General features: G+C 54.0%; 24 protein-coding genes. 11 read left to right on the top strand and 13 right to left on the bottom strand.

From position 1 onward, the window contains the following. Window positions 1–4: 4 nt before the first annotated feature. From Yoon_RS17230 to Yoon_RS17200, 7 genes are all read left to right on the top strand, one after another. Window positions 5–1,078 carry a C4-dicarboxylate TRAP transporter substrate-binding protein gene (locus tag Yoon_RS17230; protein ID WP_238113955.1) on the top strand — a complete coding sequence of 358 codons (1,074 nt, stop codon included), beginning with the start codon at window positions 5–7 and terminating at the stop codon, window positions 1,076–1,078. A gap of 30 nt (window positions 1,079–1,108) precedes the next feature. Then, window positions 1,109–1,660 (top strand): TRAP transporter small permease subunit, encoded by a 552-nt coding sequence (locus Yoon_RS17225; RefSeq protein ID WP_113776979.1) that lies wholly within the window; start codon window positions 1,109–1,111, stop codon window positions 1,658–1,660. Continuing rightward, window positions 1,657–2,961, top strand: a complete 1,305-nt coding sequence (locus tag Yoon_RS17220; protein ID WP_238113953.1) for a TRAP transporter large permease — start codon at window positions 1,657–1,659, stop codon at window positions 2,959–2,961. Before Yoon_RS17225 ends, Yoon_RS17220 begins: the two co-directional genes overlap by 4 nt. Before the next feature lie 17 nt (window positions 2,962–2,978). After that, complete coding sequence (locus Yoon_RS17215) at window positions 2,979–3,845, top strand: dioxygenase (protein ID WP_238113951.1); 867 nt, start codon at window positions 2,979–2,981, stop codon at window positions 3,843–3,845. A 71-nt stretch (window positions 3,846–3,916) separates the two neighbouring features. Beyond that, window positions 3,917–4,789, top strand: a complete 873-nt coding sequence (map, locus tag Yoon_RS17210; RefSeq protein ID WP_238113949.1) for a type I methionyl aminopeptidase — start codon at window positions 3,917–3,919, stop codon at window positions 4,787–4,789. Between the two features lie 100 nt (window positions 4,790–4,889). Beyond that, entirely contained in the window at window positions 4,890–5,921 is a 1,032-nt protein-coding gene (locus Yoon_RS17205; protein WP_370642214.1) for a TRAP transporter substrate-binding protein, read from the top strand. Between the two features lie 124 nt (window positions 5,922–6,045). Then, complete coding sequence (locus Yoon_RS17200; protein WP_238113947.1) at window positions 6,046–6,561, top strand: hypothetical protein; 516 nt, start codon at window positions 6,046–6,048, stop codon at window positions 6,559–6,561. Here Yoon_RS17200 and Yoon_RS17195 read toward each other — a convergent pair. Then, the gene (locus Yoon_RS17195; protein WP_238113945.1) at window positions 6,558–7,556 is read right to left on the bottom strand and encodes a polyprenyl synthetase family protein; all 999 of its coding nucleotides are present in this window, start codon (window positions 7,554–7,556) and stop codon (window positions 6,558–6,560) included. The genes Yoon_RS17200 and Yoon_RS17195 overlap by 4 nt on opposite strands. Before the next feature lie 54 nt (window positions 7,557–7,610). Between Yoon_RS17195 and Yoon_RS17190 the strand changes: the two genes are divergently transcribed. The 3 genes from Yoon_RS17190 to Yoon_RS17180 all read left to right on the top strand — a co-directional run bounded on the left by Yoon_RS17190 (window position 7,611) and on the right by Yoon_RS17180 (window position 8,863). After that, window positions 7,611–7,829: a DUF2007 domain-containing protein gene (locus Yoon_RS17190; RefSeq protein ID WP_113776984.1), complete on the top strand. Its 219-nt coding sequence runs from the start codon at window positions 7,611–7,613 to the stop codon at window positions 7,827–7,829. Beyond that, on the top strand, window positions 7,801–8,577 hold the full coding sequence (locus Yoon_RS17185; protein WP_238113942.1) for a tRNA1(Val) (adenine(37)-N6)-methyltransferase: 777 nt from the start codon (window positions 7,801–7,803) through the stop codon (window positions 8,575–8,577). The genes Yoon_RS17190 and Yoon_RS17185 overlap by 29 nt, the downstream gene beginning before the upstream one ends. A 118-nt stretch (window positions 8,578–8,695) precedes the next feature. Then, the gene (locus Yoon_RS17180; protein WP_238113940.1) at window positions 8,696–8,863 is read left to right on the top strand and encodes a YdcH family protein; all 168 of its coding nucleotides are present in this window, start codon (window positions 8,696–8,698) and stop codon (window positions 8,861–8,863) included. 183 nt (window positions 8,864–9,046) lie between these two features. Here Yoon_RS17180 and phbB read toward each other — a convergent pair whose 3' ends face one another. The 12 genes from phbB to Yoon_RS17120 all read right to left on the bottom strand — a co-directional run bounded on the left by phbB (window position 9,047) and on the right by Yoon_RS17120 (window position 20,027). Continuing rightward, window positions 9,047–9,772 (bottom strand): acetoacetyl-CoA reductase, encoded by a 726-nt coding sequence (gene phbB / locus Yoon_RS17175; RefSeq protein ID WP_238113939.1) that lies wholly within the window; start codon window positions 9,770–9,772, stop codon window positions 9,047–9,049. Between the two features lie 66 nt (window positions 9,773–9,838). Then, on the bottom strand, window positions 9,839–11,014 hold the full coding sequence (locus Yoon_RS17170; protein ID WP_238113938.1) for an acetyl-CoA C-acetyltransferase: 1,176 nt from the start codon (window positions 11,012–11,014) through the stop codon (window positions 9,839–9,841). A gap of 73 nt (window positions 11,015–11,087) precedes the next feature. Then, a complete protein-coding gene (locus Yoon_RS17165) occupies window positions 11,088–11,885 on the bottom strand; it encodes an EAL domain-containing protein (protein WP_238113937.1) in 798 nt (265 codons plus the stop codon). A gap of 68 nt (window positions 11,886–11,953) precedes the next feature. Beyond that, complete coding sequence (locus Yoon_RS17160) at window positions 11,954–12,394, bottom strand: molybdenum cofactor biosynthesis protein MoaE (protein WP_238113936.1); 441 nt, start codon at window positions 12,392–12,394, stop codon at window positions 11,954–11,956. Next, window positions 12,395–12,640, bottom strand: coding sequence for a molybdopterin converting factor subunit 1 (moaD, locus tag Yoon_RS17155; protein ID WP_238113935.1), 246 nt, complete (start codon window positions 12,638–12,640; stop codon window positions 12,395–12,397). Then, a complete protein-coding gene (pgsA, locus tag Yoon_RS17150) occupies window positions 12,640–13,305 on the bottom strand; it encodes a CDP-diacylglycerol--glycerol-3-phosphate 3-phosphatidyltransferase (protein ID WP_238113934.1) in 666 nt (221 codons plus the stop codon). The genes moaD and pgsA overlap by 1 nt, the downstream gene beginning before the upstream one ends. 48 nt (window positions 13,306–13,353) lie before the next feature. After that, the gene (uvrC, locus tag Yoon_RS17145; protein WP_238113933.1) at window positions 13,354–15,222 is read right to left on the bottom strand and encodes an excinuclease ABC subunit UvrC; all 1,869 of its coding nucleotides are present in this window, start codon (window positions 15,220–15,222) and stop codon (window positions 13,354–13,356) included. Window positions 15,223–15,507: 285 nt separating this feature from the next. Continuing rightward, window positions 15,508–16,284, bottom strand: coding sequence for an SDR family oxidoreductase (locus tag Yoon_RS17140; protein WP_238113994.1), 777 nt, complete (start codon window positions 16,282–16,284; stop codon window positions 15,508–15,510). 160 nt (window positions 16,285–16,444) lie between these two features. Further along, window positions 16,445–17,239 carry a S49 family peptidase gene (locus Yoon_RS17135; protein ID WP_238113931.1) on the bottom strand — a complete coding sequence of 265 codons (795 nt, stop codon included), beginning with the start codon at window positions 17,237–17,239 and terminating at the stop codon, window positions 16,445–16,447. 37 nt (window positions 17,240–17,276) lie between these two features. Further along, window positions 17,277–18,038 (bottom strand): ABC transporter permease, encoded by a 762-nt coding sequence (locus Yoon_RS17130; RefSeq protein WP_238113930.1) that lies wholly within the window; start codon window positions 18,036–18,038, stop codon window positions 17,277–17,279. Further along, window positions 18,035–18,961, bottom strand: a complete 927-nt coding sequence (locus Yoon_RS17125) for an ABC transporter ATP-binding protein (RefSeq protein ID WP_238113929.1) — start codon at window positions 18,959–18,961, stop codon at window positions 18,035–18,037. Before Yoon_RS17125 ends, Yoon_RS17130 begins: the two co-directional genes overlap by 4 nt. Before the next feature lie 91 nt (window positions 18,962–19,052). Then, the gene (locus tag Yoon_RS17120) at window positions 19,053–20,027 is read right to left on the bottom strand and encodes a type I glyceraldehyde-3-phosphate dehydrogenase (RefSeq protein WP_238113928.1); all 975 of its coding nucleotides are present in this window, start codon (window positions 20,025–20,027) and stop codon (window positions 19,053–19,055) included. Window positions 20,028–20,489: 462 nt separating this feature from the next. On the opposite strand from Yoon_RS17120, the gene Yoon_RS17115 reads away from it, so the two are divergent. Further along, window positions 20,490–22,655 (top strand): serine/threonine-protein kinase, encoded by a 2,166-nt coding sequence (locus tag Yoon_RS17115; RefSeq protein WP_238113927.1) that lies wholly within the window; start codon window positions 20,490–20,492, stop codon window positions 22,653–22,655. Window positions 22,656–22,673 lie beyond the last annotated feature (18 nt).

Below are 22,673 nucleotides of genomic sequence, written 5' to 3'. Positions count from 1 at the left end.
ACACATGATCAATTGGACACGACGCAGCCTTATGGGTGCGGCCCTTGCGACGATGACAGCGATGCCTGTCGCGGCGCAGGAAAGAATTTCGGCTGTCGTCATTGACGGTTATCCAGCGCGCGCTCTTTGGGTGCAGGAATTCACTGACTTCTTTATCCCCGAGGTTGACCGCCGCCTTGCCGAAACCGGCAACTATGTCATGGACTGGCAAGAAAACTATGGCGGGTCTATCGTGAAACCACGTGGCGTACTGGAAGGCGTCCAGCTTGGTCTTGGCGATATTGGGATCGTCACGACGATCTTCCACTCTTCCAAACTGCCTAGCCAAGGGCTCGCTGCGGTTACGCCGTTTGTTTCATCTGACGCCCGCGCGGTTGCACAGGCGATTGACGAAATTGCCCGCGAATTCCCAGCCATGCAAAACGAATTTGCCGATCAAAACCAAGTCTATCTTGCAACCGGTGTTGTGCTGGACAGTTATCAGGTGTTCGCGACAAATGAATTGACTGACATTTCGGGTCTTGAAGGCCTGAAGGTTGCGGGCGCAGGCATGAATTTGCGGTACCTTGAAGGTATCGAAGGCGCTGCCGGTGTGCGTGGCGGTTTGACCGATTTCTACAACATGCTGCAAACCGGTCTTGTTGACGCGGCACAGCTGTGGCCAGAAGCCGCCGCAACATTCAAAATCTCAGAAGTTGCCCCTTATATGCTGCGGACAGATTTTGGTGCGGTGAACTCTAAAACCGTGACTGTAAACCAAGACTATTGGAACGCGCTGCCTGACGAAGTCAAAGAAGTGCTGCAAGCTGTGGCCGTTGACTATCGCGATCACTTGGCTGGCCTTGCGATGGACCGCGCGGCTGATGCCGAAGCTGCATATGTAGAAGCAGGCGGCACGATCATCGAAGTGTCCGAAGAAGACCGCACAGCATGGGCAAATGCGATGCCAAACATCGCGGTTGAGCTGGCTGAGACGCTGAATGCCAACGGTGAACCGGGAACAGAAATGCTCGCCGCTTACCTTGCGAAACTTGAAGCTGCTGGCTTTGTCGGCGTCCGCGACTGGACACAGCCTTAATCCCGATCGATCCCTGAAGGGGCCTAGATTATGTTGAAATCTGTACTTACAGGCCTCTCAGGGGTCGCAAATAAGGTGGCGATCATCGCCAATGCAGCTGGAACGGTTTGCGTTCTGGGCTTGGTGGTGATCCTCAATGTCGATGTCATTGCGCGGGGCGTGTTTAATGCCCCGCTCAAAGGCACCTATGAAATCGTCCAGCTATCGGTCGTTTTCATTGTCTTTCTACAGCTTGCTGATGTTGTGCGCGTTGACCGCCTGACCCGCTCTGACGGGTTCCTCAATGTGCTCCACAAACGTCGCCCTAATCTGACCGCAAATCTGCGCCGGATCATCAATGCCGTATCTGCAATCTTTATGGGGCTTGTTGCGTACATCATGTTCCCTGAATTCATGCACATGTGGGAAACCCAGGACTTCTTTGGCGTGCCCGGCGTGTTCACCGCCCCTTGGTGGCCCATTAAGCTCGTGATTGCCTGCGGCTGTGCGTTGTCATGCATCATCTTCGTTCTAAAAGTCATCACCGCCCAAGACCGCCCGCAATTGGTCCGCGCCCCTGAACATAATGAGCCCACCACATGAGCCCCATTGAAATTGGCCTGATTTCGGTCGTCGCAATCATCTTTCTGATCTATTCAGGTGTCTACATCCCTATCGCGCTTGGCACCGTATCGCTTGTGTCGATCTGGCTGATGCGGGACAATTTTACGCTTTCGCTTAACCTGCTGAAGGTTGCTGTCGGCGATAGTGCGATGGAATACAGTTTTGCCACCATACCGCTGTTTACCTTTATGGGGCTTATCGTCTCCAAGGCCGGGTTAGGCCGCGATATCTACGAAGTCATGACCATGCGTTTTCGCAAGGTTAAAGGAGGGATCGGCATGGCGACAGTTGGCGCAAACGCTGTGTTTGCTGCTGTGACAGGATCGTCTATCGCCTCTGCATCCGTATTCACCAAAGTATCCGTCCCGCAAATGATGGCACAAGATTACAACCCCCGCTTTGCAGTTGGTGTTGTCGCAGGGTCATCCGTGCTGGGCATGATCATCCCGCCATCGGCAATGCTGATCATCTATTCATTTGTTGCGGAACAATCAGTCGGCGACATGTTTCTTGCAGGCGTTATTCCTGGCGTCATGCTGGCTGTCGCCTATGTTGGCGCGATCTGGCTTATGGGCCGATTTACCCCGAATTTCGTCGGCGGTCGCGTTGTTGAAGACACCGAATGGATGTCGCGCGGTGAAATCGCGTCAAAGACCCTACCAACGCTAGGCCTGATCACTTTGGTTCTGGGCGGTATCTATACCGGTTGGCTAACAGCGGTAGAAGCAGGGGCAGCTGGTGGGTTGGTCGCGCTATGCATCGCGGCGGCACGCCGCTCCATGTCACTCAAGACATTTTGGGACGCGCTTTTAGAAACGGGTCACATCACAGCCGCGATCCTATTCTTGATCACAGCTGCATCGATCTACAGCCGGATGCTTGGCATGGCAGGGTTGCCAAACCAGCTACAAGATCTGCTTGCCGGGAATGCAGCCTCGTTCTGGGTCGTTATGCTGCTCTATGTGCTGTTGATGTTGTTTCTTGGCACGTTGTTGGACACGGCATCGATCATCTTGATCGTTGTCCCGCTGTTCCTGCCAATGATCGAAGCGATGGATCTATCGCTGATTTGGTTCGGAATCATCACAGTTGTTGGCGCTGAAATCGGGCTACTGACCCCGCCACTTGGCATATCGTGTTTCGTGATCAAATCGACGATCAATGATGATCGCATTTCCTTGATGGATGTCTTCATGGGGGCGCTACCGTTCGCCTTTGTCATGTTGATTGCACTGATGATCCTGATCCAATTCCCAATCCTGAGCCTTGCTCTACTCTAAACTAGGAGGTCGTTCCCATGCGTAACGTCACCAAAGACAATATCACCGATGTATTTAAGGCCTATATGGCGGCCAGCACTGACGCACGGACGCGTGAGGTCATGGGATCACTGGTCCAACACCTGCATGACTTCGCCCGCGAAGTGAACCTGACACATGATGAATGGCGCACAGGGATCGCGTTCTTAGAAGGCTGCGCTGCGATCGAAACTGAAGACCGCCACGAATTTGTGCTGGCGTCAGATGTGCTTGGCCTGTCGTCATTGGTCGACATGCTGCATTCACGCCCGGATGCCACGTCATCATCGGTACTTGGACCATTCCACGTTTCTGGCGCCCCACCGCTCGCCGTTGGCGGCGACATGAAACGCCATTACGGCGGCCCCATCTTGCTGGCCCAGGGGACCATTCGTGACACGGATGGAAACCCTATTCCCAATGCCGAACTTGATATTTGGCAAACCGCGCCAAACGGCATGTACGCAAGCCAAGACGACGAACAAGATACGTTTTCGTTCCACGGTTTGATGACAGTTGGGGAGGACGGAAAATATGCGTTCACCACTGTAAAACCCGTTGAATATACTGTCCCGTCTGACGGCCCGGTTGGGGATATCCTGCGGGCCTGTGGGCGTCACCCTTGGCGGCCTTCACACCTGCACTACATCATCAAAGCACCCGGGTTCAAAACTTTGGTCACCGAAATTTTTCCGGATGACGATCCCTATCTGGACCAAGACACCGTGTTTGGCGTGCGTGATGATCTGGTCATGACCTACGTCGAAAAACCAGCCAGCGATTTCCCCGAGGGGTTAGAGATATCGGGCAGTGTCACCGAGACATTCTTGTCTGTCGACTTTGACGTCATTTTAGCGCGGGTATAACTGGGATGGTTTGCCTAGAACTTTGATCCTGTTTCGCCTATATCGCGGGTAAGCGATAAAGGAATACAGGCGTGGACACGAACAAAGGCCGCATCACCAAAGATGGCATCCGGATTTACGACCCGAGCGATTTTGCAGGAATGGCCAAGGCTGGCGCCTTGGCCGCGCAGATCTTGGATGACATCGCCGATCATGTGCGTGTCGGCCAAACAACGGGTGAACTTGACCGCCTGATCACCCGGTGGGTCGATGACGCGGGCGCGATTTCCGCGACGATTGGCTATAAGGGCTACAAACACGCCAGCTGTATTTCGGTGAACCATGTGGTCTGTCATGGTATACCCGGTGCGCCTATTCCAAAAGGCGCGTCTGAAAGCGTGTCAAAGAATCTTGAAAAGCGGCGTAGCGATGATGCGTTGAAATCAGGCGACATCTTGAACATCGACGTCACGGTAATTGTTGATGGCTGGTTCGGTGATTGCAGCCGGATGTATGTGGCTGGCAAACCCAAACCCATCGCCCGCAAGCTGATTGACGTGACCCATGACGCGCTGATGCTGGGGATTGCGGCAGTGAAACCGGGCAACACATTTGGCGATATCGGCCACGCAATTCAAACCTACGCCGAAGCCCAGGGCATGTCTGTTGTCCGCGATTTTTGTGGTCATGGGCTGGGCCGCGTGTTTCACGCGCCGCCTAACGTCGTGCATTTTGGCCGTCCGGGCAGTGGCCCCACGTTGGAAGCGGGGATGTTCTTCACGATCGAGCCGATGATTAACCTTGGCCGCCCGTACGTTGAAGTTCTGCGCGATGATTGGACCGCGGTTACAGCGGATAAATCCCTGTCCGCACAGTTCGAACATTCAATTGGTGTGACTGAGACTGGCTGCGAGATATTCACAGGTTCGCCCGGCGGGCGGTATCATCCAACCTCGGACTACTAGCAGAAAACTGCGAATGACTTGCAACTAGCGCATATCACCCTTATATGAGTGATGTCGCTAGCGGTGGCATCCCCAATAAATATCAACGAAAGGATGCACCATGCACCTGATGAAACATGCCGCTTGTGCGGCCGCAATTTCGATGTCCGCAACTTCTGGTCTGGCCCAAGAGGTCACACTGCGGTTCCAGCACTTTGTGTCCCCGGCAAGCGCGAACCCTACCTATTTCATGCAGCCATGGGCCGATGCGATCGAAGAACAATCAAACGGTCGGATCAAAGTAGAGCTTTACCCATTCATGCAATTGGGCGGGTCTGCGCCAAATCAATTCGACCTGATCCGCGATGGCGCGATTGATGGCGGCTGGGTGATCCCGGCCTATCAACCGAACCGTTTCCCCGAGGCTGAAGCGCTTGAACTGCCTTTCATGACCTCAAAATCAGGCGAAGAAGCCAGTGCTGCGGCCTGGGAATATACTGAAACCTATCTGATGGACGACTTTGCCGATGTTCACGTGATTGCAGCGCACATGCACGGGCCAGGTATCGTCCATAAACGCGGCGATGCGATTGAAACCGTCGAAGATTTTGGCGGGCTGAAACTACGTGGCCCATCTCGCCCAGCGACAATGCTACTTGACGCGTTAGGGGCAACCCCCATCGGCATGCCCGTTCCGCAATTCCCCGAAGCCCTATCCAAAGGCGTGGTCGACGGCGGCGTCATCACTTGGGAAATGTCCCCATCGCTTAAGCTGGATGAACTGACGGATAGCCACACAGATGTCGCAGGTGATCAGGCGCTTTATAATCTCTACTTCATCTGGGCGATGAACAAAGATGTCTATGACGGTATGCCCGACGACCTGCGCGCGATTATCGACGCCAATTCTGGCCTCATGGCGAGCATGTGGGCGGGGCGCGCGCATGATACCGGAGATGCCGTTGGGCGCGACCTGATGGCCGCTTCCGGCAATGAGATCGCAACCCTGTCAGAGGCAGAAACCGCACGGATCATGGATTTGGGCACCGACGTCACCGCCCAGTGGATCGCCGAGATGGACGACAAAGGCTTTGACGGCGCAGCACTGGTCGCCGCAGCACAGGCCGCCGTTGCGGACAACCTAATCGACTAACGCTCCCCTGCAGGGCGATGTGATCATTGCCCTGCGCGCATCACTTCTACGTTTACCTTTTAAGCCACCTCGTATTAACTGCGCGTACAACGACAGGTTTATTTCAAACGGTAGATATTCAAATATGCCCCTTATTATTCTTATTCTCTCGTCACTTGGCGCAGCCCTTTGGTTCTGGGTCAGACACAACCCCGGCGATGCAATCGACACGGCGGCTGATGTCGCAGCGACGGTCCGCAACGCTCCGCGCAAACTCGCCTTTCGTAAGCAAATGAACGCGCACCCTGTCGAAGGAATCGACGACGCACGCATCGCTATCTGTGCAATTGCGCAAGCGTTTATCGAATTGGATGATCTTCCCACCAAAGACCAGCGCGACAAACTGCACGTTCAGCTGCGTACAAAGCTGCGCTGTTCGGAAGAAGAAGCCGAAGAAATGGAAGTCCTCGGGCGCTGGTTGCAGGGCCAATGCCAAGACGCACAATCCGCGATCACCCGGCTCGCACGCCGTTTGCGCAAAATCGACGGCGAAGCATCTTGGGATTTATTGCACGACATCTTAGGCGGTTTGGTCGAAAACGATTTGTCCACAAGCCAAGTTTCCGCGATCGAGGATATCAAACGCGCATTTCACCGTTAAGTAATCCGCGCGACGACGTAATCCGCCAGATCGGTTAACATCACCTTCAACGGATGATCAGGGATCACGGACAGCGCAGATTTCGCCTTTTCTGCCCAAGAAATCGCATCAATCCGTGTGGTCTCCATTGTGCCGTATTTCGCCAAAAGGCCAATCGCATGATCCAGATCGCCGTCTTCTTGACGGCCTTTTTGAATGGTCCGCTCCCAAAATGCGCGTTCTTCAGCATCCGCCGCCGCGATGGCACGGATCACAGGCAGCGTAAGTTTGCGTTCGCGAAAATCATCGCCAATGTTTTTGCCGGTCGCTGTCGTGCCACCGTAGTCCAGCAGGTCATCCACAATCTGAAAGGACACACCCAAAGCATCGCCATAGTCATAAAGCGCCCTTTTCGTCGCGGCATCCTGCCCTGCAATTTCACCGCCGACTTCCATCGCTGCTGAAAACAACGCCGCCGTTTTGCCGCGCACTACTTGGATATAAATATCTTCAGTCGTGGCCAAATCACTGGCGGCGGTCAGCTGCAAAACTTCGCCTTCGGCAATTGTTGCCGATGCGTTTGCTAAAATATCCAGTACCCGCAACGACCCGGTTTCGACCATCAGCTGGAACGAACGGGCGAACAGGTAATCGCCGACCAGCACACTTGACGTATTATCCCAAAGCAAGTTGGCAGTCGGGCGCCCGCGCCGCTGGCTGCTTTCATCGACAACATCATCATGCAGCAAAGTCGCTGTATGAATGAATTCAACCGTCGCGGCCAAATGGATATGATAGGGGCCGTCATAGCAACACATGCGGGCCGCAGCCAAGGTCAACATCGGACGCAAACGCTTGCCGCCTGCTTCGACCAAATGGGCGGTAACTTCGGGGATACGCGGCGCGTGTTCAGACGCCATCCGCGCGCGGATCATATCGTTAACCGCTGCCATATCATCCGCCAATGCGGCGGCCAGTTGTTCGTGAGGTTTCGTGGCTGCTTGATCAAGGCTCATGCGCATTTCCGTGATGTGGTAGACAAAGGCAGTACCTCGTCTTAGGTCATAGATATGAAAGAGCTTTTGCGCACCAACGACATCACTGTCATCGCCTTTGCAACCGCCCTATTGGACAGCGAGGGTATAGACTGCTTCACCTTCGACGTAAATATGAGCGTCCTCGAAGGGAGCTTGGGCATAATGCCGCGCAGGTTAATGGTTTTGGACCGCGATTTGTTCATGGCAGAGGCCATCATGCGCGATGCCGAGGTGGATTTGGGCCGTGGCTAAGGACCTAACACGAGACGATTTTCTCGGCGGCAAACTACGAATTTTCCAACCACGCATAGGGTACCGCGCGGGGGTTGATCCGGTTCTCTTGGCGGCAAGCATCGCAGCGAAACCGGACCAATCGGTTCTTGAACTGGGATGCGGCGTTGGGGTTGCGTCCTTGTGCTTATGCGCGCGGGTTCCGGGGATCAGCGTCACCGGGGTTGAACTGCAGGATGATTACGCGGCGCTTGCGCGACAAAATGCGGTCGAGAACGAAGCGGATTTCACGGTGATCAACGCGGACCTGCGGAAATTGCCTGCTCACTTGCGCCAAAAACGGTTTAATCACGTGATCATGAACCCACCCTATTTTGAACGCGCGCATGGTGTCGCAGCCCATGATGCCGGACGCGATGTCGCGCTTGCCGGGGATACGCCGTTAGGTGACTGGCTCGATATTGGCGCGCGGCGCGTGGGGCCAAGGGGCTATCTGACGATTATTCAACGCATGGAGCGTCTCCCCGAGGTGATCGCAGCGTTGCAGGGGCGGCTTGGCGCAATTGTTGTGCGGCCCATTGCCGGACGCGAAGATCGGGCACCCGAACTGTTCTTGCTGCAATCCCGACAAGAAGGGCGTGCCGCATTTCGAATGGCACCGACACTTATTATGCATATGGGGCAAGCACATACTGGCGATAAAGAAACCTATACACCACATGTGCGCGCAATCTTACGTGATGGCGCAGAGCTGAATATCCTCCCTTAACCTTCTGGCAAGGTTTTTCAACCAGCCTCTTGTCACAGTATATTGCGCGCATGACGCGTGACAAACCGTCATAAATGTGTTGCAATATACTTACTTTCTAACCCAAAGGAGGACGACCATGAGCTTGAGTTCACACCTGCAGGAACTGAAGAAAAAACACCAAACCCTCTCTGACCACGTCGTAGTCATGCAGCGAAGTCCGGCGACAGACGATCTTGAGATCGCTAACCTCAAGAAACAAAAACTTCTTCTGAAAGAAGAAATCACAAAACTTAGCACGCACTAACATTTTTGTAGGCGAAATAATTTCGTCAAAGTCGGCGATTGCCTCGCGTATTGACGCGCCTCAGGTCCGGGACAAAAGACACAAGATGTCATACCCGCGAATGCGTAGACAAAACTAGGTACCCGACAAAGCAAAAGGCCACGCCGAAATGACGTGGCCCTTTTTTATAGACTTTTGTTAGCCTTAGATCATGTATTGGCCGCCATTTGCGGAAATCGTTGACCCGGTCACAAAACCCGCGTCATCAGAGGCCAGGAACACAACCGCGCGCGCGATTTCGGAAGCTTCGCCCAAGCGACCCACAGGGATCTGTGGCAAGATCACTTCGTTCATCACTTTTTCAGGGATTGTGCTCATCATTTCGGTGTTGATGTAGCCCGGTGCCACAACGTTCACGGTGATCCCGGCACGCGCACCTTCTTGAGCCAGCGCTTTGGTGAAACCAATATCGCCAGCCTTTGCGGCAGCATAGTTCACTTGCGCGAACTGCCCTTTTTGTCCGTTGATTGAACTGATCGTAATGATCCGGCCAAATTTGCGCGCGCGCATGCCCGGCCAAATCGGATGGGTCATGTTAAACACACCCGACAAGTTGGTGTCGATCACTTGGTTCCACAGTTCAGGTGTCATTTTGTGGAATGGCGCGTCACGGGTGATCCCGGCGTTGTTTACCAAGATATCAATGGGGCCGAGGTCGGCTTCGACCTGCGCGATACCTTCGGCGCAGGCTTCGTAGTTACCGACGTCCCATTTGTAGGTCTTGATCCCGGTTTCAGAAGTAAAGGCCGCAGCTTTTTCGTCGTTTCCGGCATAGGTCGCCGCAACGGTGCACCCCGCGTCTTTCAAAGCCGATGAAATTGCTGCGCCGATGCCGCGCGACCCGCCGGTAACAAGTGCTACTCGTGTCATGTGTTCTCCTCCCGAAGATTTGCAAAGCAATGTTGTTGCTCAAATTTGACAATTACAGACACATTATTACGGACGCTCTACACACATTGCAACACCCATACCGCCACCGATACACAAAGTCGCAAGACCTTTTTTCGCGCCGCGTCGCTTCATTTCGAACAAAAGGGTGTTCAGCACACGACAACCAGAAGCGCCAATTGGGTGCCCAATCGCGATGGCCCCGCCGTTGACGTTCACGATTGAAGGATCCCAGCCCATGTCTTTGTTTACTGCACAGGCCTGTGCGGCAAAGGCTTCGTTCGCCTCAACAAGATCGAGATCACCCACAGACCAGCCCGCTTTTTCGAGCGCTTTGCGGCTGGCCATGACAGGGCCCACACCCATGATCGACGGGTCGAGCCCGGCAGTTGCGTAGGATGCGATTCGCGCGAGCGGCTCAATCCCGCGTTTTTCAGCGTCGTCAGCTGACATCAGCAATGTCGCCGCGGCACCGTCGTTTAGACCTGAGGCATTCGCTGCAGTTACAGACCCTTCTTTTGTGAAGGCAGGGCGCAATTTCTGCATCGCTGCCATCGTCGCGCCGTGGCGAATGTATTCGTCTTGGTCCACGGTGATGTCGCCCTTACGGGTTTTCACGATGAATGCGGCGATTTCATCTGCGAACTTGCCGGCATTCTGCGCTGCTTCCGCCTTGTTTTGTGACGCGACCGCAAATTCATCCTGCATGTCGCGGGTGATTCCCCACTGATCGGCCACGTTTTCAGCCGTTTGACCCATGTGGTAATTGTTGAACGCATCCCACAGCCCGTCACGGATCATCGTGTCGATGAATTTCATGTCGCCCATCTTTTGACCTGGGCGCAGGTTTGCGGCATGGGTACTGAGCGTCATGTTTTCCTGACCACCCGCCGCAACAATCGCCGCATCGCCAAGTTGAATGTGTTGCGCACCAAGTGCGACCGAACGTAGACCGGAACCACAAACTTGGTTAATTCCCCAAGCAGCAGATTCAATTGGGAGCCCGGCATTGATATGAGCCTGACGCGCCGGGTTTTGCCCCTGTGCTGCGGTCAAAACCTGACCAAGAATTGTTTCGCTCACTTCAGCCTTGTCGATGCCTGCGCGTGCGACAACCTCTGATAAGACTGCAGACCCCAGATCATGCGCTGGCGTATTGGCGAATGCGCCGCTAAAACTCCCCACGGCAGTACGTGCTGCAGATGCGATTACAACATTGGTCATGAATTTCTCCCTTAGATTTCCTCTTTAAATGGACGGTGCCATTTACACGCAAGAGGCGCAAGATGACGAAGGGTCACAGATCAAATTTTGGAACGCCGTAATAGTAGCCCTGCAAGCAATCGACACCGAGCCCTTCCAAGAAAGCGGCCTCTTGCGCGGTTTCGACGCCGTCAGCGATTGTAAACATCTCAAATTGGCGGGCGACTGTGATCAACGCCTCAGCCAACACTTGATTGTCGACGTTTTTATCAATGCCGCGGATGAAGCTTTTGTCGATTTTCACGAGATCAAAAAAGAAGTCCTTTAGATGCCGAAACGCGGTGAACCCCGCGCCAAACCCATCCAGCGCAAACGCAACCCCCTTAGGCTGCATTTCAGTCATAAAGCGGATCACGTTTTCGGGCAGCAACATCGCCGAGGTTTCGCTGATTTCAAAAATCAACCGATCCCCCGGGGCCGCCTGATGCGATAACCCCCGATCCAATATACGCCGCCATTCCCCATCGCCGATCGACCGCGCGGACAAATTAACCGACAGACGTAAATTGGGATTCGCGATCAACATCTTTATTGCAAGATCAAGCGTCACACAGTCGATCTGCCGCCCCATCACCGTTTCTTCAATCAGTGGCATGAAATGTGCTGCGGGAATGATGCGTTCCGCATCATCCAGCAATCGCACCAACCCTTCATAAAACGCGATTTTTGGGGTGTCGTCGCATGTCACAATCGGTTGAAATGCGAGCCGCGCCCGCCCAGTTGCAAGTGCGTCACGCACCAAATCCATAACATCCCCATCACGGCTAGCGATGGCGTAATTCAGCGGATCACGTAGCGCGTGATCATCCATATCAATGTTGGCAGTTTGCATGGTGCGTTTCCGTAGGGACGGCTGCAGAATGCCCCCAACGGCCCTAACATCCGATTAAGATGCGCGGCTTACCACCGTTTTAATGCGTCTTCGTCTGCATCTTTTGCGGCAACCCAAGTGGCGTTACCTGCTGTAATCTCTTTCTTCCAGAACGGTGCCCGCGATTTCAAATAGTCCATCAAGAAATCCGCCGCTTCAAACGCGGCAACACGGTGCGCGGCAGCGGTCGCAACCATCATAATCGGCGCGCCCGGTTTCAATGCGCCATAACGATGGATCACCAAGGCGTCCGCCAAATCCCAGCGTGTCACAGCATCTTGGGCAATTGCGGCAATCGCCGCTTCGGTCATGCCGGGATAGTGTTCGATCTGCATCTCTTTCAAACCGCTCTGCGTGTCGCGCACGACGCCCGTAAAGCTGACCACAGCACCGACATCCTGCCGACCTTGGGCGAATGCATTCAATTCGGCCCCGGCATCGAACAGGTCAGACTGCACGCGGATGATCATTTAGCCCCCAGTCATCGGTGGAAAAAAGGCGACCTCGCGCACCCCGGCGAGCGGCGCATCAAATTCCGACAATTCCTGATCCAAAGCCACCCGCAACGCCGATACATCAGCAAAGGCTGCGGCGTATCTTTCTTCGCGGGCGGTCAGATCTTGTACCAGTTCAGCGACCGTCGCAGCTTGGGTATCAATCTGTTCTTGAGGGACACCAATGCGTTCGCGCACCCATGCAAAATACATCACATTCATCACGCGTCATCCCGTAGGTAGGGCATTGATTTGTTGAAATAGTCCCAGCCAGTAATCACGGTCAACGCAGCCGCAATCCACAGCACGATAATCCCCGCCCAGCTGCTGAAAACCATGCCTTTGTATTTCCACCAAAGCCCCAACTCATCAGGGCCATTGCCGGAAATCGCATCGGTCACCATTTCAGAGGTCATGGCAAGCGATTGCATCCCAAAATAATGTTCAAACGCGCCCGCCGCGAACAAAAGCGCAATCCCGACCATCTGGGCCGTCGTTTTCCATTTTGCGAGCTTCGTCACTTTCAAGGTGCCCGCAGTATCACCCAAGAATTCGCGCAGGCCCGATACAAAGACTTCGCGGAAAATGATCAGGGTTGCGGGTAGCAAAATGTAGGGGTTCATCCCCGAAAATCCGGTGATCACGACCAGCGCGATAATTACCATCACCTTATCGGCAATTGGGTCAAGCATCGCGCCCAATTTGCTTTCTTGTTTCCAAAGGCGCGCAAGATATCCGTCCAGAAAATCGGTCAATGCCGCGCCAACAAAAAGCACAAGCGCGAACCAATCCGCCCAAGGGCGGTTGAAATACAAAAACATGATTGCGACGCCCGGCGCAGCGGCTAGTCGCAGGATCGTAAGGATATTGGGAATATTCAATGTCATGACTCTGTCTAACCCGCAAAACCGCCGCTGGCCATATCCCAGATGCGATCACCCTTTTTCGTGAAAGTAATCATAGATCGTCTGTGCCAGCGCGTCGGAGACACCAACCACGGCCTTGAGATCCGCGAGATTGGCGCGAGAAACGGCCTTTGCCGATCCGAAATGCGCCAAAAGAGCGCGTTTACGTGTCGCGCCGACGCCGGGGACCTCATCGAGTGGCGTGGCCCCGATTGCTTTGCTGCGTTTTGCACGGTGCGTGCCAATCGCAAAACGGTGGACCTCATCACGCATGCGCTGAATGAAATAGAGAACCGGGTCATTGTGCCGCAGCGCCATCACCGGCCGGCCCGTGCGGTAGAACTCTTCTTTGCCGGCGTCGCGGTCTTCACCTTTGGCCACACCGACCATCGCGATATCACCAACCCCCAGCGTAGTCATAATTTCACGCACAGCACTGACCTGCCCTGCACCGCCATCGATCAGCAACAGATCAGGCCAAGTGCCTGATGTGCGATCAGGATCTTCTTTCAGCAGGCGTTGAAAGCGGCGCGTCATCACCTCTTTCATCATGCCGAAATCATCGCCCGGTGTCAGATCATCCCCGCGAATATTAAATTTACGGTATTGGTTTTTTTCGAACCCATCAGGCCCCGCGACCACCATTGCGCCCACGGCATGGGCACCTTGGATATGCGAGTTGTCATAAACCTCGATGCGTTGGGGTATTTTGTTCAGTTCAAACGCCTCTGCCAGCCCTTTCAGCAGGCGGGCCTGCGTTGCGGTTTCTGACATTTTACGCGCAAGGCTTTCGCGGGCATTGCGCAGGGCGTTATGCACCAATTCGGCCTTTTCACCACGCTGTGGGATGATCACCTCAACCTTGCGCCCAGCCTTTTCGGCAAGCGCATCAGCCATCAATTCATCATTATCAAGCCCATGCGACAGGATCACCAATTTCGCCGGTTCGCGGTTAGCGTAGAACTGCCCAACGAATGCTTCCATCACCTCTGAAAGGTCTTCGTCACCGCTGATACGGGGATAGTAATCGTGATTCCCCCAGTTCTGATTGGCCCGATAGAAAAACACCTGCACGCAAGCTTGCCCGCCATCGGTATGAAGCGCGATGACGTCAGCCTCTGGCGTGGATTGCGGATTGATCCCTTGGGCGGATTGGACTTGGGTTAACGCTTGAATGCGGTCGCGCAAGGCGGCGGCCCGCTCAAATTCGAGCGCATCGGACGCCTCTTGCATCTGGCTCGCCAGCGTTTCCTGAATCCGTTTGGTGCGACCTTGTAGAAATTCTTGGGCGTCGCGCACGGTCTGGGCGTAATCTTCATCCGTGACCTTACCACAGCATGGGCCGCTACAGCGTTTGATCTGATATTGCAGGCAAGGCCGGGTGCGGTTTTCAAATTCCGTGTCAGAGCAATTGCGCAGCAAAAACACGCGCTGTAATTGGTTCAGCGTCCGGTTCACGGCACCCGCGCTGGCGAAAGGGCCGAAATAGCTCCCCTTTTCCTTCTTCGCGCCGCGGTGTTTTTTGATCTGCGGATAGGCATGTTTATTCGTGACCAAGATATTTGGGAACGACTTATCATCACGCAGCAACACGTTATAGCGCGGCTTAAGCTGTTTGATGAGATTTTGTTCAAGCAGCAAAGCTTCGGTTTCAGTGCGGGTTGTCAAAAACATCATTGATGATGTTTCGCTGATCATCCGCGCGATCCGCGGGGAATGATTGCCCGGACGCGCATAGTTGCTCACACGGTTGCGCAGGTTACGCGCTTTGCCAACGTACAACACCCGGCTTTCCGCATCGAGCATCCGATACACCCCCGGCGAGGAATCGAGCGTGCGTAAATACCCGTAGATCAGGTCGTATCCAGTGGTCTGTTGTGGCGAGGTTTGGTCGGTCATCGGCCTGTTTCTGTGATTCTGTCCCGCCTGCAATGAGAACGCAGGAGGGACAAGAGGAAAGGCATCCACCGTTTCTGTGGATAACTCGGTGGGTAGTTCCGTGAGAGTTGAAATTTTCCCTTGGTTTTAGCAGGCTTCGTCTATTTGCCCAAATTTTAGGCAGATATCCAAGCCTTTGAATTTATTGTATATTTATATTTACAGGTTATTAACCCCCTGAAAAACAGGCCCTTTATGACATTTCCGTGACGAATGGCCCAGCACGGTGCACAACTTGTCCGACGCCTACTCAACCCCAAGCACATCTGGTGTCTGCCAGCCAAGGTGCTGCCCACCGTCAACAGCGATCATTTGCCCCGTCACAGCAGGTGCATCCAAGAAATATCCAAGCGCCGCCGTGATGTCCGCTGGATGCGCCCCACGGCCCAATATTGTGGCCGCACGTTGCGCGCTAAAATGGTCTTCGCTCTGGCGGTGCCCGCGCAAGGTTGGGCCCGGACCGATCCCATTCACCCGGATATCAGGTGCAAGCGCCTGTGCCGTGGTTTGGGTCATCGCCCAAAGACCCATTTTGGCAATTGTATAAGTCATGAATTCCGGCGTCAGCTTGTGCACCCGCTGATCAAGCATATTCACGATCAAAGCCTGTGCGATCGGTTCGCCATTTTCATCCGGCATCGCCTGCGGCGCTTGGGCGGCGAAACTTTGCGTCAAGACAAATGGCGCGCGCAGGTTTGATCCCAAGTGCCGATCCCAGCTTTCGCAGGTGGCAGAGACCACATTATCATATTCGAACACGGACGCATTGTTCACCAAACAGGTCAATGTCCCGCCTAGCGCATCCACGGCCCGGCCGACCAAGGCTTGCGCCGCATCCTCATCTAGCAAATCAGCCTGTAAGGCGACAGCGTTGCGCCCCATTGCTTGCAATTGCGCGACCGTATCTGCGGCCCCCGCTTCGGATTCGGCATAATGCACCGCAACGTCATAACCGCGCTTCCCCAAGTAAAGCGCCATCGCCTGACCGAGCCGCGCCCCTGCGCCTGTCACCAGCGCCTTCATGGGCGGCCCTTTTGACATTGGCACGGGCCTTTACCGATCCGGTAACGCTGGCAGTTGGGGCATTTCGCATCGGACAGTTTTTGCTGCCCCGGAAACCGCCATTTCCCAAAAATCCCTAACACCCCCATAAAGGCCAAAAAGAGAAAGATGCCTTTGATAATCATAGGCCGAACCTCGCAAATGCGGCGCGTTCTTCGATGCTGCCAACCGCATCGCCGACGATCTGCGCACCAAAGCGCGACAACATCGACTTGCGTTGACCATAGCGCCGGAACCGCACCTTATCGCCAAAACGCTGTTTCATGACAGGCGCAAGGTGCCCGATGCCATCGACAAGACCTTCATCGATCCCTTTTTGACCGATAAAGACTTCTCCCGTGAACAAATCGGGGTTTTCCGACAGTTTTGGCCCCCGGCGCGATTTCACATAGGTGATGAATGTTGCGTGTAGATCATCCAGCCAGCCCTTCAACTTTTTCACATCAGCGGGTTTTTCTGGCTTAAACGGGTCCATCATTGATTTGGATGTCCCGGCCGTATGCACACGGCGCTCAACCCCGTGTTTTGCAATCGCCTCATGCGCGCCGAACCCCGCGCTGATCACACCGATTGAGCCTGTCATCGAACAGGTATCAACAAAGATTTCATCGGCGGCACAAGCCAACCAATAGCCCCCCGAGGCGGCGACATCTTCGACGAAAGCAAAGACCGGAACCTTCTTTTCATCTGCCAACCGTCGGATACGCGCCGCAATCAGCGATGATTGTACAGGTGATCCACCAGGGCAGTTAATTTCCAAGGCGACAGCCGCAGGTTTCCCTTTGCGGAATGCTTTTTCGATCACAGGCGCAAGACTGGGGCTATCTAAACCGCGCCCACTATTGGTGATCGCCCCCTGCAGGCGGATCACAGCAACAAAAGGCGGAGATTTCATAAATGGGATATAGCGTTTCATGGCTTAACCTTAGGCTGATTGCAGGTTTTCACAACGATTATTGGCGAATGCGCCAACCGGTGCGGAAAATCCACCAAATCGCGGCCAGACAGGCTGCTGTAAACAGGGCAATCGCCGCAAGTGAAATCCCAATACTGACATCGGCGCTGCCAAAAAACGCCCAACGGAACCCAGAGACCAGATAGACGACCGGATTGAACATCGCGATGGTCTGCCAAATGCCCGGTAACATTGAGATCGAATAGAACGATCCCCCCAAAAACACGAGCGGCGTGATCACCAGCAGCGGGATCAATTGTAGCTGTTCAAAGTTCCCAGCCCAAATCCCGATAATAAACCCCAAAAGCGCAAAACTTAGACAAGTCATGAGCAAAAACGCGATCATCGCCATCGGGTGGGCAATCTGTAAATCAACAAAGAAGAAGGCCGTGATCAAGATGATCACGCCGATGAACAGTGCCTTGGTCGCGGCAGCCCCAACATAGCCCAGAACGATTTCCAAGAAATTCACTGGTGCTGACAGCAATTCATAAATCGTGCCGGTGAATTTTGGAAAATAAATCCCAAAACTTGCATTGGCCGTGGCTTGGGTCATCACTGATAGCATAATAAGCCCCGGCACGATGAACGCGCCATAACTGACACCTTCAACTTCTTGAATGCGGCTGCCAATCGCCGCGCCGAATACGATGAAGTAGAGCGAGGTCGAAATCACCGGAGAAATCAGGCTTTGCATGATCGTGCGAAAGAACCGCTTCATCTCGGATCGGTAGATGGTCTGGACCGCGTAAATATTCATGTTGTTTCCTTTACCAGCCCGACAAAGATGTCTTCGAGACTACTCTGTCTGGTTTGGAGGTCGGTCATAACCAGCCCAGCGGCAGCCAAATCATTGAGCAATGTGGTGATCCCGGTACGTTCGCCCGTGGTGTCATATGTGTACGTCAGATGCATCCCGTCTTCGGATCGTGCCAGTGCATAGGCTGATAGCGTGTCAGGAATTTCAGTCACCGGATCTTTGATCGCAATTTGCAGCTGCTTTTGCCCCATCTGCGCCATGAGTTCAGATTTATCCTGCACCAACAGAATTTCACCGCCATTGATCACACCAACACGGTCGGCGATGGCTTCGGCCTCTTCTATATAATGTGTGGTCAGAATGATCGTGACGCCGTCAGCCTTTAGGCCTGCTACGATATCCCACATGTCCTTGCGCAGTTCGACATCAACACCAGCGGTGGGTTCATCCAAAAATAGCACACGTGGTTCATGGGACAGCGCCTTGGCGATCAGAACCCGGCGTTTCATGCCACCCGAAAGCGCCATAATCTTGCTGTCCTTTTTGTCGCCTAACGACAGCTGATCCAGAATACGGTTAATATAGGCGTCATTGCGCGGCTTCCCGAAAAGTCCCCGCGAAAAGCTGACCGAATTGAAAACTGTTTCAAAGGGTTCAAGGTTGATCTCTTGTGGGACAAGTCCGATCAAATCGCGGGTCGCACGGTAATCGGTCATCGTATCGAACCCACCGACGGTGATTGTGCCCGCCGTCGGGACAGTAATACCACATACGGTCGAGATCAGCGTTGTCTTCCCCGCCCCATTGGGCCCCAGCAATGCAAGGATTTCACCCTGCGCAATTTCGAGGTTCACGCCCTTCAGCGCCTCAAACCCACCGGGATAGGCTTTGCGCAAATTTTGGATGGAAATGATGGAAGACATGAAGCGCCCTTTATTGGATTCATGGAACTTAACGTGAACACGTGCAAATAGAAAGGCCGAGCAGGGTTTGGCGCTTAGCAAGTTGTTGTCGCTAGGTAGTCATGATCTTCGCGACATCAAGCATCCGGCACGAAAAACCCCATTCATTATCATACCAGCCAAAGACGCGAACCAACCCACCTGCTGTCACGCGGGTTTCGGGCAGTGACACGATCAGGCTTTCAGGGCGCGCGCGTAAATCAGATGACACCAGCGGTTTGTCGGTGTGCCCGATCACGCCGATCTGCGCGCGCAGGCATGCATGCACATCTTCAAGCGATACATGTTTATCCAACGTCACGGTCAAATCCACAGCAGACACCGATGCCACAGGCACGCGGACGGCCGCCGCTTCAATCCGCCCTGCGATGTCAGGTAGCACTTCGTTTAGTAGCCGCTGCGCCGATGTCGTTGTGGGCACCATCGATAGCCCGGCTGCCCGGCTGCGCATCATATCGCCACGCGGCGCATCAATCGTCGGCTGACTGCCGGTGTAGCAATGGATCGTCGTCATCCAACCCGTTTGCAGGCCCCATGTATCATCCAGCAGCCGCACCAGCGGCGCCAGCGCATTTGTGGTGCAGGACGCATTTGAAACGATTTTCTGATCGGCCAAACGGTGATCATTGGCACCCAGCACCATTGTTAATTCCGCCGCACCTGACGGCCCCGAGATCAAAACACGGTCCGCGCCCGCTTGCAGACCGCGGTTCGCAATCTCGGAACTGTCCGCTTTGCCCGTGCACTCCAACAGAATATCCACATCAGTCAGGTCCAAGTTGCCGACATCATCCGTGCGGTGCAGCGGAATTGTCTTGCCATCCAGCACCAAGGCGCCATTCACAAAATCTGCCTGGCCCGGATAAGGGCCAAAGACACTATCATATGCAAACAAATGCGCGCAAAGATCGCCGTCCGCGATATCATTGATGCCAACAATCTCAAGATCAGACCATTTTTCAGTGGCCCATGCACGCAACAAGGTACGCCCGATTCGTCCAAATCCATTGATGAAAATACGTGCCATCTAACTGCCCCCGACAATGGTGGTGTGATCGTGCACTGTCGCGAATTCGGCGGCAAGAGAGATTCTGAATGGAGGCCGCGTGGCACCCAAGTGCTTGTTAACCAAGAATCAGTGGGTGATTCTTGTAAATACAGTGGCGACATGCGGCAAAGTGACGTTTCACGGCATCACATTGATAGAAATTCATCACACCGCAAAAGAAATAGATTAATTATTTGGCCACACCCTAGCCTTCGGCATATTTCTAGACGAAAAGCACTAATTATCAGTAAATGCAGATAGTATTGGGCGGAAAACCGCTGATACTAGAACTGTATTTGGCGACAATCTGAGGAATTTCCAAGGATTAAGAATCGATAAACGACAGGTTAGCGTCACTTTTTGGCCTAATTTGGATGAGAAAGACGAGATGAGCCAACGGGATTTCCGTTTGGGCAGTGAAGTTTAAGAGCTGGAAGTAAGATGGCGAAGGCGCAAGAGACAGAAACCGTGGACGAAAAAGACAGCTTTGTGGACGAGCTTAAGCCGGGCACAAAGCTTATGCACGGCCAATATACGATCGAAAGCTTCCTCAATGCGGGTGGCTTTGGGATCACGTATCTCGCGAAGGATAGTCTTGATCGTAAGATCGTGATTAAAGAATGCTTCCCTGGCGCGTTCTGCCGCCGGAGCCGTTATGTTGTGCAGGCCCGTTCGCGCGCCCACCAAAACGAATTGAAATCCATCGTTCGCCTTTTCGTGCAAGAGGCCCGTAGCCTTGCGAAACTGGACCACCCGAATATCGTCGGCGTGCACCAAGTCTTTGAAGACAACGACACCGCCTATATGGCGCTTGATTTCGTTGAAGGTCGTGATCTGCTGGACACAATCGAAGATCCTAACAGCAATCTGACCCCCGCGCAGATCAAAACCATCCTAAAAGAAGTGCTGAGCGCGGTTGGCTTTATCCACGAGCAAGGCATCCTACACCGTGATATTTCGCCGGATAACATCCTGATCAACCAGACGTTCCACCCTGTCTTGATCGACTTTGGTGCGGCGCGCGAAGAAGCGACTAAGCAAAGCCGCGTACTGTCTGCATTGCGCGTGGTCAAAGACGGCTACTCGCCGCAAGAATTCTACATTGCTGGATCAGAGCAAAGCCCAAGCAGTGACCTTTATGCGCTGTCAGCGTCATTCTATCACCTGATCAACAACGATGTCCCACCAAATAGCCAAGCCCGTCTTGCTGCGATTGCATCCGGTGATGCCGACCCCTACGTAAAATTAGCCGGTCGTTTCCCTGACTATGATGATAAATTCCTTGAAGCGCTGGACAAAGCGTTAGCCGTTTTGCCAAAAGACCGCATTCAGTCTGCTGAAGAATGGCTGCAGATCATCGACGGCAAACAGGGCAATATAACACCGCTTAACGCGGCCGCAGCCGCGGCACCTGTCGTTGAGGCAGCACCTGCAGCAAAATCCAAGCTGCCTGTCCTGCTTGGTTCTGCGGCTGTTGTCGCGATCCTTGCAGGGGTTGGTGTAATGACAATGACAGGTGGCGATGACGCCCCCGTCACTGAACAAGAAACCGCCGTAACGACACCAGAGCCTGCCGCAGAAGAAGTCGCCACAGCGACCCCCGAGGTCGAAGTAGCGCCTGAAGTGGAAGCTGCACCTGAAGTTGTGGATGCGACCCCTGAAGTCACACCCCCAGTTACAGAGACTGCGCCGGAACCTGCACCCGTTGTCGTCGAAGATGCGCCCGCAGTTGTTGCGCCTGTTATCGTCGACGGTCCCGTTATTGTTGATACACCAGTTCTGCGTCCTGCAGTGCGCCCAGAAAGCGTTGAAATTGCCGCGCAACCAGAGCCGCTTCCAGAGCCAGTTGCAACACCGCAACCAACGGTGACAGATCCCGAAGCCAGCACTGAATTCGCAGAGCAAACGGGCACACGCCCTGTTGGCGAAAGCGAGATCGCAGATGTCGCGCTGCCAGATACACCCGAAGCAATCGACACTGTTGGTGCCGGTTTGGATGGCGCAATTGACGCTGTTGTTCCTGGCAACGAATTGCAACCGAGCTATGTGAGTTCCGAATGGACCGTCGGACTGCCGTTTGGCGCTACGGACAATACATCAAACGTAATCTCCCAAGTCGGCCTTATTTCGCCTCTTTGGGTCGAACCAGGCTTAGAAATCACTAGCGTTAATGGTGTTGAAGTAGACGCCATCGCGGGCATTCCAGCTGCGCTGCGCGCTTCGATGGACGGTCAAGAGGTTCCCGGCACAATCAGTGCAACCTTTGGGACCATCAATGCCGATGGGGTCGCCGCAGAACATGATTGGAACCTTCCCGTATCGCAGGAACTGGTCTTGTCCAACGGTGTAAGCTTTAAGTCCGTCTTCGCTGATGATGCGTGGCGTACTACGGTAGCAGACATGCCAACCGACCTTGCTGGCGGCTTACAAGCTGGCGATGTTGTGGTCTCTTATATTCCCACAGCTGAGACCCTTACAGAACGTGAAACACTCACAAATATCTTTAATCGAGAGCTAGAAAGCGACGTCGAACAATTCATGTTTGCAGTCCAACGCGATGGCAGCATGTGGGTTGCCTCGCTTATCTATACTGGCCCTGAAGACTAATATTGGAAGGTAGATGAA

Origin of the sequence: Yoonia sp. I 8.24 (assembly GCF_022096995.1) — a bacterium.
Classification (GTDB): Bacteria; Pseudomonadota; Alphaproteobacteria; order Rhodobacterales; family Rhodobacteraceae; genus Yoonia.
This window is presented reverse-complemented; position numbering and strand designations above follow the sequence as displayed.

Coding starts and splice junctions, on each gene's coding strand:
- Yoon_RS17230 (WP_238113955.1), top strand. CDS start 5: ATGATCAATTGGACACGACGCAGCCTTATGGGTGCGGCCCTTGCGACG.
- Yoon_RS17225 (WP_113776979.1), top strand. CDS start 1,109: ATGTTGAAATCTGTACTTACAGGCCTCTCAGGGGTCGCAAATAAGGTG.
- Yoon_RS17220 (WP_238113953.1), top strand. CDS start 1,657: ATGAGCCCCATTGAAATTGGCCTGATTTCGGTCGTCGCAATCATCTTT.
- Yoon_RS17215 (WP_238113951.1), top strand. CDS start 2,979: ATGCGTAACGTCACCAAAGACAATATCACCGATGTATTTAAGGCCTAT.
- Yoon_RS17205 (WP_370642214.1), top strand. CDS start 4,890: ATGCACCTGATGAAACATGCCGCTTGTGCGGCCGCAATTTCGATGTCC.
- Yoon_RS17200 (WP_238113947.1), top strand. CDS start 6,046: ATGCCCCTTATTATTCTTATTCTCTCGTCACTTGGCGCAGCCCTTTGG.
- Yoon_RS17195 (WP_238113945.1), bottom strand. CDS start 7,556: ATGAGCCTTGATCAAGCAGCCACGAAACCTCACGAACAACTGGCCGCC.
- Yoon_RS17190 (WP_113776984.1), top strand. CDS start 7,611: ATGAAAGAGCTTTTGCGCACCAACGACATCACTGTCATCGCCTTTGCA.
- Yoon_RS17185 (WP_238113942.1), top strand. CDS start 7,801: ATGCCGAGGTGGATTTGGGCCGTGGCTAAGGACCTAACACGAGACGAT.
- Yoon_RS17180 (WP_238113940.1), top strand. CDS start 8,696: ATGAGCTTGAGTTCACACCTGCAGGAACTGAAGAAAAAACACCAAACC.
- phbB (WP_238113939.1), bottom strand. CDS start 9,772: ATGACACGAGTAGCACTTGTTACCGGCGGGTCGCGCGGCATCGGCGCA.
- Yoon_RS17170 (WP_238113938.1), bottom strand. CDS start 11,014: ATGACCAATGTTGTAATCGCATCTGCAGCACGTACTGCCGTGGGGAGT.
- Yoon_RS17165 (WP_238113937.1), bottom strand. CDS start 11,885: ATGCAAACTGCCAACATTGATATGGATGATCACGCGCTACGTGATCCG.
- Yoon_RS17160 (WP_238113936.1), bottom strand. CDS start 12,394: ATGATCATCCGCGTGCAGTCTGACCTGTTCGATGCCGGGGCCGAATTG.
- moaD (WP_238113935.1), bottom strand. CDS start 12,640: ATGAATGTGATGTATTTTGCATGGGTGCGCGAACGCATTGGTGTCCCT.
- pgsA (WP_238113934.1), bottom strand. CDS start 13,305: ATGACATTGAATATTCCCAATATCCTTACGATCCTGCGACTAGCCGCT.
- uvrC (WP_238113933.1), bottom strand. CDS start 15,222: ATGACCGACCAAACCTCGCCACAACAGACCACTGGATACGACCTGATC.
- Yoon_RS17140 (WP_238113994.1), bottom strand. CDS start 16,284: ATGAAGGCGCTGGTGACAGGCGCAGGGGCGCGGCTCGGTCAGGCGATG.
- Yoon_RS17135 (WP_238113931.1), bottom strand. CDS start 17,239: ATGAAACGCTATATCCCATTTATGAAATCTCCGCCTTTTGTTGCTGTG.
- Yoon_RS17130 (WP_238113930.1), bottom strand. CDS start 18,038: ATGAATATTTACGCGGTCCAGACCATCTACCGATCCGAGATGAAGCGG.
- Yoon_RS17125 (WP_238113929.1), bottom strand. CDS start 18,961: ATGTCTTCCATCATTTCCATCCAAAATTTGCGCAAAGCCTATCCCGGT.
- Yoon_RS17120 (WP_238113928.1), bottom strand. CDS start 20,027: ATGGCACGTATTTTCATCAATGGATTTGGACGAATCGGGCGTACCTTG.
- Yoon_RS17115 (WP_238113927.1), top strand. CDS start 20,490: ATGGCGAAGGCGCAAGAGACAGAAACCGTGGACGAAAAAGACAGCTTT.